This is a genomic window from Rhodopirellula sp. UBA1907 (assembly GCF_002337565.1).
Taxonomy (GTDB): Bacteria; Planctomycetota; Planctomycetia; order Pirellulales; family Pirellulaceae; genus Rhodopirellula; species Rhodopirellula europaea.
In genome coordinates this window covers 17,760-30,602 of the sequence record NZ_DDGH01000056.1, presented here as the reverse complement: position 1 = coordinate 30,602, position 12,843 = coordinate 17,760, and the positions used below count along the sequence as shown (strand labels likewise).

9 protein-coding genes are annotated in these 12,843 nt (G+C 56.6%); 8 read left to right on the top strand and 1 reads right to left on the bottom strand.

Annotated features, from left to right (window positions below; all coding sequences use genetic code 11):
* From B2R17_RS12425 to B2R17_RS12400, 6 genes are all read left to right on the top strand, one after another.
* Nucleotides 1-465: alpha/beta hydrolase family protein (locus B2R17_RS12425; RefSeq protein ID WP_286764242.1), on the top strand; the 465-nt coding region annotated here is incomplete at its 5' end.
* 9 nt (nucleotides 466-474) lie between these two features.
* Nucleotides 475-1,863, top strand: a complete 1,389-nt coding sequence (locus B2R17_RS12420; RefSeq protein ID WP_286764241.1) for a sulfatase-like hydrolase/transferase — start codon at nucleotides 475-477, stop codon at nucleotides 1,861-1,863.
* An 88-nt stretch (nucleotides 1,864-1,951) separates the two neighbouring features.
* On the top strand, nucleotides 1,952-4,954 hold the full coding sequence (locus tag B2R17_RS12415; RefSeq protein ID WP_286764240.1) for a sulfatase-like hydrolase/transferase: 3,003 nt from the start codon (nucleotides 1,952-1,954) through the stop codon (nucleotides 4,952-4,954).
* Between the two features lie 9 nt (nucleotides 4,955-4,963).
* Nucleotides 4,964-6,400: a sulfatase family protein gene (locus B2R17_RS12410; protein ID WP_286764239.1), complete on the top strand. Its 1,437-nt coding sequence runs from the start codon at nucleotides 4,964-4,966 to the stop codon at nucleotides 6,398-6,400.
* 426 nt (nucleotides 6,401-6,826) lie between these two features.
* On the top strand, nucleotides 6,827-7,801 hold the full coding sequence (locus tag B2R17_RS12405) for a family 43 glycosylhydrolase (RefSeq protein WP_286764238.1): 975 nt from the start codon (nucleotides 6,827-6,829) through the stop codon (nucleotides 7,799-7,801).
* A 1-nt stretch (nucleotide 7,802) separates the two neighbouring features.
* Complete coding sequence (locus B2R17_RS12400) at nucleotides 7,803-9,044, top strand: DUF6786 family protein (protein ID WP_286764237.1); 1,242 nt, start codon at nucleotides 7,803-7,805, stop codon at nucleotides 9,042-9,044.
* A 498-nt stretch (nucleotides 9,045-9,542) separates the two neighbouring features.
* Here B2R17_RS12400 and ltnD read toward each other — a convergent pair whose 3' ends face one another.
* The gene (gene ltnD, locus B2R17_RS12395) at nucleotides 9,543-10,493 is read right to left on the bottom strand and encodes an L-threonate dehydrogenase (RefSeq protein WP_339888600.1); all 951 of its coding nucleotides are present in this window, start codon (nucleotides 10,491-10,493) and stop codon (nucleotides 9,543-9,545) included.
* A gap of 160 nt (nucleotides 10,494-10,653) precedes the next feature.
* Here ltnD and B2R17_RS12390 point away from each other — a divergent pair, with 160 nt between their 5' ends.
* Nucleotides 10,654-11,811: a xylose operon transcription regulator XylR gene (locus tag B2R17_RS12390; protein WP_236615640.1), complete on the top strand. Its 1,158-nt coding sequence runs from the start codon at nucleotides 10,654-10,656 to the stop codon at nucleotides 11,809-11,811.
* Nucleotides 11,812-12,033: 222 nt separating this feature from the next.
* Nucleotides 12,034-12,843, top strand: an 810-nt coding sequence (locus tag B2R17_RS12385) for a DUF1549 domain-containing protein (RefSeq protein ID WP_286764235.1), incomplete at its 3' end; no start/stop codon positions are given.

The window sequence follows — 12,843 nt, the reverse complement described above, 5'->3', positions numbered from 1 at the left end:
CTGACGACATCGGACACACTCCCGGGCGACGAAGCGTTGGCGGGAACGCCTTACCGAATGCTGGCAGGAGTCTCCTGGTACGGGCCCAGTGATTTTGAAAAGACCGAGCTGTTCAATCACGACAACCGAGCGGACTTCCGCGATCGATTCGGACCTCGCATTCTGGGTTCGAATTCATCGGAGGCGAACAAGCTGGAACTCTATCGTGAGATGAGTCCGGTCAATTTCTTGCGTGCCGACAGCCCGCCGCTGTTGATGATCCAAGGCGACAAAGACACGACCATCCCAGTCAAGCACGCTCACCACATGAAACAAAAAGCGGACGCGATCAAAGCCCCCGTCGAAGTCATGATCATTCGAAACGCGGGACACAACTGGCGAAAAGTCGACGCGGACATCGATCCATCGCGAGATGCCATCGTTGACCGCACCGTGCAGTTTTTCCTCGACCACCTCCCGAACTGATGGCCCCACATGAAGACGAACTATTCGATTTCGATGGCACTCCTGTTCGGTTGCGTGCTGGGCACGCAGCCATTCGGATTGGCGGGTGCACAGGCTGCTGATGCGGCCCATTCCAACTTTGTGGTGTTCGTCGCCGACGACATGGGCTGGGGCGACTCCGCCACCTACGGCCACGAACTGATTCAAACGCCCAACCTTGATCGGCTGGCATCTCAAGGCGTGAAGTTCACGCAGTGCTATTCCGCCTGCGGTGTCTGCTCGCCATCCCGGTCCGCGATTTTGACTGGACGGACGCCTTATCGAAACGGCGTTTATCGGCACTTGTCAGGAAATCACGAGGCCCACCTGCGTGCCAGTGAGATCACCTTTCCGGAGTTGCTGAAAGACGTCGGCTACGAAACATGTCACGTCGGGAAGTGGCATTTGCTCTCGAGGCAGCAGTTCAGCAATCCGGAATTCCCTCATCCAAGCGAACATGGATTCGATCATTGGATGTGCACTCAAAACAACGCCAGCCCCAGCCATCAGAACCCCGACAACTTTGTTCGCAACGGCGAACCCGTTGGAAAGCTCGAAGGCTACTCGGCCCAGTTGGTTGCCACCGAAGCAGCACGATGGCTGAAAGAGATTCACGATCCAGCCAAACCATTCGCCATGACGGTGTGGGTGCACGAACCGCATTCCCCCATCGCAACCGATTCGCGGTTTCAGGACGTGTACAAGGGGCATGAGAACAGCAAGTACATGGGGAATATCACTCAGATGGATCACGCCTTGGGAATGGTGATGGACGCACTCGACGCACAAGGTGTGAGCGACAACACACTTCTGTTTTTCACTTCGGACAACGGTCCCGTGCCTGCCTTTGGCGGAACGTCGGGCGGACTGCGAGGCAACAAACGGAGCGACCACGAAGGCGGCATTCGCGTGCCCGGCGTCGCTCGTTGGCCAGGGCACATCACGCCCGGAACCGTCAGCGACATCCCAGTCATCGGCACCGACATTTTCGCAACGGTTCTGGACATCACCGGCATCCCGCTGCCTGACGACCGCACAATCGACGGTGTCAGCATGCTGCCCGCCTTCGACGGAAAACCGGTCGACAGGGAGATCCCGCTGTTCTGGCGAACACACGTTTCGCCCCCTGCCGATCGCGTGGCACTCCGCATCGGTGACTGGAAACTGGTCGGAGACGAAACGCTCACGAAGTTCCAACTCTACGAGATCCAAACCGACTGGAAAGAAGAACACGACTTGGCCGCCGCGATGCCAGAGAAGACGGCAGCAATGAAAGACGAACTGCTGAAGGTGTGGCGGGGAATTGAATCCGAAGGCCCTGACCACTGGTGGAAAAACGAACGACAAAAACCGGCGCGAGGTGGAACAGTGAACTACTGAGCTGCACCTCTGACTTGTTCTGCTTCCAACACCTGCATCACAAACACTCCACGACCGAAGGCCCCTCAACAGCCAGGCGGAAATTTCAATGAAACGACTCCTTCGATACCACTGCCTCTGTTTGCTCGTGCTTCTTATCACTTGCACGACCGCCGCGGCGGAGCGACCACCCAACGTCGTTCTGATCTTTGTTGACGACCTCGGCTACGGAGACCTGAGTTGTTATGGCGCGACGAAACTATCGACACCAAATATCGATCAACTTGCCGCGGAAGGACGACGGTTCACCGACGCCCACTCCGCATCCGCCGTGTGCACGCCTTCACGCTACGGGCTGCTGACGGGCCAGTACCCGGTTCGCGCGATGGAAGGTCAAGGAGTCTGGGGCCCGCTGCCAACGACCTCCGGTTTGATCATCGACACGAACACGCAAACGATCGGAAAGGTCTTCAAGGACAAAGGCTACGCGACAGCCTGTCTCGGGAAATGGCATCTGGGATTCAAAGAAGAACCCAACGATTGGCAAGTGCCACTGCGGCCCGGACCTCAGGACGTCGGGTTTGATCACTACTTTGGTGTGCCCTTGGTCAACAGCGGCAGCCCCTACGTCTATGTCAACGATGACAGCATCTTCGGATACGATCCAAACGATCCGTTGGTGTACGGCGGCAAACCCGTGTCCCCTACGCCCACGTTTCCTGCAGAAGCCTCCGTCAAGAGCCCCAACCGATTCAGCGGTGCTCTCAAGGCTCACGAAATCTACGACGACGAAAAAACGGGCACGCTTCTGACGGAACGCGCGGTGAATTGGATCACTGAAAAGAAAGACGAACCGTTCTTTCTGTATTTCGCCACTCCCAACATTCATCACCCATTCACCCCGGCGCCCCGTTTCAAGGGCACCAGCCAGTGCGGCCTTTACGGCGATTTTGTCCATGAGTTGGACTGGATGGTCGGCGAGATCGTGAAGTCGCTCGAAGACAATGGCCTGACTGAAAACACGCTGGTTCTCTTCACCAGCGACAACGGTGCCATGCTCAACCGAGCTGGACGCGATGCGGTCAAAGCCGGGCATCAACCCAATGGCGAATTGCTGGGGTTCAAATTCGGCGTCTGGGAAGGCGGACACCGAGTTCCCCTGATCGCGAAATGGCCGGGCAAAATCAAAGCGGGAACTCAGTCCGATCAACTGATCAGCCAAGTCGACCTGTTTGCCACGTTCTCGGCACTGACCGAGCAAGAGATGCCATCGTCGAAGCAGAAAGACAGCATCAACATGTTGCCTGCGTTGCTGGATGAACCCAGCGAACCCTTGCGGACGGAGTTGGTCCTCGCACCACGCCAGCCACGCAACTTAGCCGTTCGCAAAGGCAAGTGGCTGTACATCGGCGCCCGTGGCAGCGGCGGATTCAACGGTTCCAAACCCCAGCATCACGCCTGGGGAGGTCCCGCCGCCGTTCAGTTCTCCGGCCATAAGAACAGCGACATTGAAAACGGCCGCCTCAAAAAGAATGCTCCGCCCGCTCAGCTATACGATTTGGAAAAGGACCGATCGCAGACCACCAATGTCTATCGGGAACATCCCGAGGTCGTGGAAGAAATGAAAACGCTATTGGAGTCCTATCGCCCCAAGAAAGGATCCCAAGGCACGCGACCAAAGAAACCGTCGCCCAAGAAGAAACCCCAAGCCGCAAAGCAACCTGCGTCCCCCACCGCGTCCGTCTCGCCGGCAGGTCGTGGGACAACAGCGGGAACGACCAAGCCCAACTTCATCGTCATTCTCACCGACGACCAAGGCTATGGCGACTTGAGTTGCTTTGGTGGTCAGCACGTCGCCACGCCTCGAATTGATCAGATGGCGGCCGAGGGTTCTCGGCTGACCAGTTTCTACGTCGCCGCTCCCGTTTGCACTCCATCACGAGCGGGGCTGATGACGGGTTGCTATCCCAAGCGAATCGGCATGGCGATGGGTTCCAATTTCGGAGTGCTGCTGGCTGGCGATCGCAAAGGTTTGCATCCCAATGAAATCACCATCGCGGAAGTCTTGAAAACAGCGGGCTATCGAACCGGCATGTTTGGCAAATGGCACCTCGGCGACCAACCAGAATTCCTCCCGACGAAACAAGGCTTTGATGAGTTCTTTGGCCTGCCCTACAGCCACGACATTCATCCGTTTCATCCTCGGCAGAATCACTACCAGTTCCCACCGTTGCCTCTGCTGGAGGACGACACGGTCGTCGAAATGGAACCCAACGCTGACTTCTTGACCAAACGGATCACGGAACGCGCGGTCTCGTTCATTGACCGAAACAAAGACCAACCATTCTTTCTGTACATCCCCCATCCCATTCCTCATGCCCCGCTGCACGTCTCGCCTCCGTTCATGAAGGGTGTTGCCGATGACGTCGTGGCTGCCATCAGCAAAGAAAACGGAAACATTGACTACGCAACGCGTGCGAATCTCTTCAACCAAGCGATCGCCGAAATCGATTGGTCCGTCGGACAAATCCTCGACGCACTGAAATCCAATGGGCTCGACGAGAAAACCATGGTGCTGTTCACGTCCGACAATGGACCGCCAAAGAACACACTCTTCGCCAGCGCCGGCCTACTGAGGGGACACAAAGGAACCGCGTTCGAAGGCGGCGTGCGTGAACCCACTGTGGTTCGCTGGCCAGGACAGATCCCCGCCGGCCAAGAAAACAACGAACTCATGTCCACCATGGACCTGCTGCCCACATTCGCGAAGCTCGCCGGAGCAACAATCCCAACGGACCGAATCATCGATGGCAAAGACATCTGGACCACTCTGAAAGGCGAAACGCAATCACCGCACGAAGTCTTCTTCTACCACCGCGGCAACCAATTGGCAGCAGTGAGGTCAGGCAAGTGGAAACTGCATGCCAACAAAGGAGTCCCCCAGCAACTCTACGACCTCGAAAAGGATCTCGGTGAAAAGGTGAACGTCATCGAAGCCAATCCACAAGTTGTCAAAAAACTGCAACGCCATCTGAAAGACTTTGCCGCTGATATCGCCACCAACAGTCGGCCGGCTGCTTTCAAAGACAACCCCAAGCCACTTTCTAACTGAGAACACACGATGCGCACCTTTGTCCGATCCGGCGTTCCGAATTTACGTCGCCAATGCTGTTTTTGGGTTGGCTTGCTCATGGCCGTTGCCATGCCATGGCTGCAAGCTTCCTCCATCGAGGCCGCCGACAGACCACCCAATTTCGTCCTCATTTTCGCGGATGATCTCGGTTACGGTGACATCAGTTGCTACGATTCATCGGGCGTGAAGACGCCTCACCTCGATGCACTCGCCGGAGAAGGTTTTCGCAGCACGGACTTTTTCGTCCCTGCCAACGTGTGCAGTCCTTCTCGCGCCGCTTTGCTGACCGGACGCTATCCGATGCGATGTGGCATGCCCGTGGCTCGCAACGAAAACGTCGCAAAATACCAAGACTACGGTTTTGCCCCGGAGGAGCTCACGATCCCCGAACTGCTGCATCCTGCTGGCTACCGTTCGTTGATGGTGGGAAAGTGGCACTTGGGCATGGAAGTGGAAGGTTCGCACCCGCTCGATGCCGGTTTCGATGAATACTTTGGAATCCCCAGCAACTACGAACCACGGCGAGGCAAGAATCACAACACCTTGTATCGCGGCAAAGCGGTGGAGCAAGAAAACGTTCCCTGCGAAGTGCTGACGAAACGCTACACCGACGAAGTCATCGAGTTCATCGATCGGCAGCAAGACGATCCGTTCTTCATCTATGTATCGCACCACATCGTGCACAACCCGTTGCGTCCCAGCAAAGACTTTGTCGGCACATCTGAAAAAGGCAAGTACGGCGACTTCATCAAAGAGCTGGATCACAGCACCGGCCGAATCATGCAAGCGATTCGCGATGCCGGGATCGATGAAAACACTTTGGTGGTGTTCACATCCGACAACGGTCCCACGCGAAACGGATCCACCGGCGGATTGAACGGTGGCAAGTATTGCACGATGGAAGGCGGCCACCGCGTGCCAGGGATCTTTCGTTGGCCAGGCAACATCGCACCCAACCAAGTTTCGGACGTCATGCTGACCAGCATGGACCTGCTGCCGCTGTTCTGTGGACTCGCCGGAGTTCAGCCACCGGATGATCGCAAGCTGGATGGCAAGAACATTCTGCCGATCCTGCTGGGCAAAGACACCCAATCACCGCACCAGTTTCTTTACTACTACAACGGCACGAATCTACAAGCCGTCCGAGAAGGCAACTGGAAACTGCATTTTCCCCGCACGCCGGACGACCAACCATTCTGGTCGAAGAAGCCCGACAAAACGAAAGGCTTTGTGACACTCAAAAAGCCACAGCTGTTCAACCTGGATCGCGACGTGAACGAAAAGCAAAACGTCGCGGATCGTCATCCCGAGATCGTCGCTCGCCTGCAAAGCCAAGCCGAACGGATTCGAAACGAACTCGGTGACGTTCACACGACCGGAACCGATCAACGAAAAATCAATCTCGTTGCCCCGCAGGAACGCTGAACCGTTTCCGGACTCAGCCGCCACGAAATCCACCTCGCTTGGTAACCCACTGCGTGAGAGGTCTCGCTCATGCGTTTTGAAGTTGCGCTTTTGCATTCGATTTTGTTGGCCAACGGCCTTCGTCATCGTAGCCTGGGGCATCGCCCCAGGGACCGAGAATGAAGGCAAATTGGTTGGCCAACGGCCAACATCAACCCACACGTTTTGAATTGAATTTGGCCGTTGGCCAAAATGGGGCCGTGTTTTACTGCTCCAGGGGCGATGCCCCTGGCTATGTTGAAAAAGGCCGTTGGCCATTGACGGAAAAATCGCAACTTCAAAACTCACCCGTCGGGTTCCGCACCTTTCGAACAACCTCCATTGATTCTCGCGGCACTCAGTAGCAACCCAATTCACCTCACTCGTAAAAACACCTTGATAGCCAACATGCAAAAACTCTTTGTCCCTGCCCTCCTCGTGATGTTGGCAACCTCCGCCCACGCTGATTCGCCCGATGCACCGACTGTCGTGGTCACGCACTCGGCCGTCGAAGGCATCGGCGCCGAACCCGGTGTCATGCGCCGCGACCCGAGCGACATCATCCGAGTCGATGACCTCTTCTACGTGTGGTATTCGAAAGGAAAGATCTCGCCGGGATACGATGCCACGATCTGGTACGCGACGTCGAAGGACGGTCACCAGTGGACCGAAAGAGGGATGGCCCTCGCGAAAGGAGAACCCGGCAGTTGGGAAGGAGCCAGTGTCTTCACACCCAACATCCTGGTCGCTGAAGGACGCTATTGGCTGTTCTACACCGGCACATCCAAGAAGTATGGCAAAGGCTTTCAACCCGATTCGAAAATCGGCATCGCGGTTTCCGATTCACCCGACGGTCCTTGGGAGCGTCTGGCTACCAATCCGGCGCTGTCCAACAGCGAAAACCGGGATGACTTCGACAGTCACCTGGTCGACGATGCTTGCTTGATCGTCCGCGACGGGAAGATTTGGTTCTACTACAAAGGCCGCCAACTGGGCAAAGGCCCCGGACAAACCCAAATGGGGTTGGCGATCGCTGACAAACCAGAGGGCCCCTACGTGCGTCACGAAGCCAACCCAGTGATCCCTGGCAACCACGAAGTCTTGGTGTGGCCTCAAGGCAAAGGCGTCGCCGCGATGATCGGCACGACTGGCCCGAAAGCGATCACGAATTCAATCCTGTATGCCGAAGACGGAATTCACTTCACCAAAACTCACCATGTGAAAAACGGTCCGTGGGCAGGCGGCGCCTATCGGCCGGAAGCGTTCACTGAAAGCGGCAAAGGCAAACTCCCGGATTGGGGCGTCGAAATTGGAAGACCAAAAGGCAAGCAACGCGGTGGGCTGCCATTCATTCAACGGTTTGATGTCACGGAGAAAAACTGAGATGAAGAACACGCCTTTCACAACGCTTGCAGGATTGGTGGTAGCAACCATGAGTCTCTTTCCTGAATCAGCCACCGCGGTGGACGGGTTCGCCGATGACGTGGCGTTCATGAAAGAACACACCGATGTGGTTCTGCTGCATCATGGTGATGCTGCGGTCGCCGTGGCGCCGGCCTACCAAGGCCGAGTGATGACCAGCACCTTTGATCGCAACACGGGCCCAAGCTTTGGCTGGATCAATCGCCCGGTCATCGAAAACGGTTTCCTTTCCGAGGACGAAAGAACAGGCAAACTCGAAGAACACATTTACATCTTCGGCGGTGAAGAACGTTTCTGGCTCGGTCCCGAAGGTGGGCAGTACGGACTGTTCTTCGATCCCGGAACTCAATTCGAGTTCTCGGACTGGACGACGCCTCCGGCGATCGACACAGAGACTTACGAACTGGTCGAGCAAACAGATGTCTCCGCCAAATTCAGTCACTCAGCGAAACTGACCAACCACAGTGGCACGAAATTCAACGTCGGTATCGAGCGCACAATCAAACTGCTCTGCCCCCAAGAAGCCGCTGACCAATTGCAGGTTGAGTTGGGTGACGATCTTCGCGTCGTTGGTTACGAAACCGACAATCGAATCACCAACACGGGCGAGAATCCCTGGAAGAGCGAAACGGGTTTGCTCTCGATTTGGATCCTCGGCATGTACAACCCTTCGCCCGCAACAACCGTCGTCATTCCCTTTCGCTCCGGCGATGAAGAAGAACTCGGCCCCAAGGTCAACGACGCCTACTTTGGCGAGGTCCCGCCGGACTACCTGAGGGTCGAGGAGCAAGAACTATTCTTCCGTGGCGATGGAACTCGTCGAGGCAAAATCGGCATCTCCCCAGAACGATCCAAAGGCATTGCGGGCAGTTACGACGCAGCTGGAAAAGTGCTGAACATCGTCACCTACAACGTGCAGGATTCGCCGCACGGGTTCGTCAATTCGATGTGGGAACTGCAAGACAAACCGTACGCCGGCGATGTCATCAATTCCTACAACGATGGATCGCCCGAGCCGAACAAGCCACCACTCGGTCCTTTCTACGAATTGGAAACGTCGTCACCTGCCGCGGCATTGCCACCTGGCGGCACCATGAAACACGTGCAGAGAACGTTCCACATTCACGGCACCGAAGCCGACCTCCAACCACTCGCTCAACATCTGCTCGGCGTGTCGCTGGAGGAGATCAAAACAGCATTCTAAGCCGCTCGGCAGGAATGATCGGGTATGGAACACTTGTCTCGAAATATTCGCGTGGTTGGTTGATGTCGTCGAGCAGCGTGACGCGAATGCTTGCAGATGGAATTGATTGAACCTGGGCTTGGCCGTTGAGAGTTGCCCGACGGAACAGTTGAGGACAACTGTTCTACTCTGATGCGCCGCGTGTCGCTTATTCATCATCCACTTCTCCCGAAACGAAGCAGGTCGTGCAGTTTTTTGGTGCTGTATCGCTGGCTGGCGTCTGGGTTTCGCCCCGGACGGGGCCGGCGTCCTTAGCTCGGGGCGGAAGCCCCGAGACACTGATGCCGGAAAGCAAACGGTCGCCCCGGATGGGGCCGTCGTGGGAGTTGGGGGCGTCCCTCGCTCACGCTTCGGATTGTGATGGGCGGTCTTGGCCGACTCTGACGGGCAAGAGTGCCCATCATCCATGCGTTGAAACGTCGTTGAGGAGGGTGAAGTAAAACGGCACAACCGCTTGAGTCAATCATCCCCCGGCAGGTCCAGACTCGCGTTGCGAGCGTAGACTTTCGCGACAGCCGCGTCGTCTTCGCCTCCCAACCCCATTCCCGCAGCGGCCAGAAACTGTTGCAGAGCCGCGGCGGTCAACGGAGCACTGAACTTCGCATCGCGTGCGATGTCCAAAACAATGCCCAGGTCCTTCGGCCAAATGTTCACTTGGCTCAGCGGTGTGTAGTCGCCGGCGGCAATGTGCGGCCCGCGGTTCTCCAGCATCCAACTGGTCCCGGCACACTGCGGGATCACCTCCAGAAACTTTTCTGGCGACACGCCTTGCGTCATGCCAAACGTCATCGCTTCGGCCATGGCTGCGATGTGTACTCCCGCCAGCAGTTGGTTGACCGCCTTCATGGCAGAACCTGCACCAACCTCGCCGAGCCGGAAAACGTTTTCGGCCATCGCGTCGAGCGCCGGACTCGCCACCTCAAACGCTTTCTCCGAACCAGCCGCCATGATCGAGAGTTGTCCCTTGGCGGACTTGGCCGCGCCACCGGAAATCGGAGCGTCCAGGTAATGCAATCCGCAATCGTTGCACCGACTGGCCATCTCACGGGCAAAGTCAGGAGCCACGGTCGCGCAGGCGATCACGACGCTGCCCTCTTTCATCATGCGTGCCACTCCGTCGGGACCGAACAAAACCGCAGAAGTCTGATCTGCGTTGAGGACAGAAACGACAACGATGTCCAGCGTCTCTGCGACGTCCTTGAGGTCGCCGGGCTGGCCGCCTTCGGCGCGAAATCGCTCGACTGGGTCGGGCGAGATGTCTGTGCCCCAAACCTCATGTCCGGCCCGCAAACAGGACTCGGCCATCCCATATCCCATCGCCCCCAAACCAATCACAGCAATCTTCGCGGCAGTGGTCATTGATGTCTTTCTCGTCGGTGTTGTTTGACGTTGGTTCCTGCCTCGAGACAGGATAACGCGCGGTGAATGATTGATTGGCGTTCACGCAGAGAAGCAAACGCTCGGAAAGAATTGTAGGTGAGACCTCCCTTCCAACCCTGCGCAGTTGCGCACTTCTGCTACGCTGATGCGCATCGACAAAAACCTTGGACCGCCCTTGGGATCAGGCCCCGTGACAACCACGAAACGACCACGACATGTTGGCATTCTTGTTGAGACCGACGACTCTTGGGGTCGCAACGTGGTCGAAGCGATTTGCCGGTTCGGTCATTCAAGCGGTTGGACAGTTCTGATCTCACCTCGTGATGCCCAAGGTCGTCTTCGCTTGCCAAAGGTTTGGAACGGCGACGGCATCATCGCTTCATTGCGAACCGCCTCTTCTGTCCGCCATGTAAAAAGTCTGAACCTACCGGTGGTGGATGTTGGAATCATGATCCCAAAGGCCGATTGGTTCGGACGAGTCGCGACCGATGACGCGGCCCGCGCAAAGATGGCCTTTGAGCATCTTCGCGATCGAGGGCTGACTCACTTTGCCTGCTATGCACCCCCAATCGGTCGATACTCCGACGTGCGATCCATCGCCTTTGCAGATGCCGTCGCCGCTGGCGGGTATCAGTGTGCAATGTACGAAGCCACCCGTGACGACACCGCGGGATGGTTGACCAACTATTCCAACGTCCGCCGATGGTTGTCGACTTTGCCGCGTCCGCTGGGAATCTTCGCTGCGGATCCCTATCCGGCCAGGCAATTGGTTGAGATCTGTTCAGTCGACTCGATTCAAATTCCCGACGAAGTCGCGGTGCTTTCGGGAGACGACGACGAACTACTGTGCAACGTTGCGTCGCCGCAGATCTCGGCAGTTGAATTAGCCAGTCACCAACTCGGTGAAACGGCTTCGCAGATGTTGTCAAAGATGATGAGCGGAAGTGCCACGCCAAAACGCGAAACTCTCATTCCGCCGCTTCAAGTTCGCGGGCGTCATTCGACCGATATCCTCGCCATGCCAGACGATGAAATCGCGGAAGTCTTGCGGTTCATTCGTGATCGAGCTCGCGACGGCATCACCGTTGCCGACCTGTTGCAAACATTTCCAATCTCACGAAGAAGGCTGGAACAACGTTTTCGCGCGGAACTCAATCGCAGCCCGGCCGAAGAGATTCGTCGCGTTCGCATGTCTCACGTCGGACGATTGTTATTGGATTCAGACAAACCCATTTCAACGATTGCATACGAATCTGGATTCGCGACCGGAGCGTCTTTGTCACAAGCTTTCCGCCAGCACTTTGGAACCACACCGGGCGAATACCGACGTCAAAACCACGCGACATGAACATTCGCAGACGACACTCCTCAACGAAAAATCGAAAGTGATTTGCGCGTCTGCGAATGGCAACGAGGTCGCGATCATCTATCCTCTAACCTCACACCGGCACCGTAACGCCCCACCACGGTGACTCGGCCCGCCATAAACACATCGTTCAACGCCTGACGCATTGAGTTGTGTTGGCGTTCAGCATCCCGCCCATCTCCTCCCCTCAGGACGGAATATCCGATGATCTTTCCGTTTGGTTTTCGATCGCTTTTCATCGCGTTTTGTTTCTTCTCGCTCGGCAGCGTTGGCCTGGCCAACGACGCGGAATCACCGCACTCTGATCAGCAACAACGCTCCGGCCAAATCGACTTTGTCCGCGATATCCAACCGATCCTTCGCGACAACTGTTACGAGTGCCACGCTGGGACAACGGAAGAAGGAGGCTTGAACCTTGGAATCAAAGCCAAGGCATTCAAAGATGGAGACAGCGACAAAGTCATCCTCGCGGGCAACAGCGAAGACAGCTTGCTCATCGACTTGGTGTCCGGCGGAAAAGACAACGCGTTGATGCCGCCGGAAGGATCCGAGCCGCTGACCAAAGAACAAGTCAGCCTGCTTCGTGCTTGGATCGATCAAGGCGCAATTTGGCCCGACGACGCCGACGTCATCGATCCCAAAATGGATCGAGCAAAAACGCACTGGGCGTTTCAACGACTGCAAAATGTCGCCCCGCCAACACGTTCGTCCCACGACAGCTGGTCCAAAAGCCCGATCGACTTGTTTATCAAGCGGCGATTGGATGACGCTGGAATCCGCCCCGCGAAACCGGCCGATGCGAGAACTCTGGTACGACGCTTGTACTTTGACTTGGTTGGATTGCCTCCGACCCAGGAACAAACGACAGATTTTGTTGACGCCCATTCGGTGGACTCGAAGACGGCGGTCCAAAATCTGATCGATGAACTATTGAGTTCGACCCGCTATGGTGAACGTTGGGGAAGACATTGGTTGGACGTGGCTCGCTACGCAGACAGCGACGGCCAGGAAGCC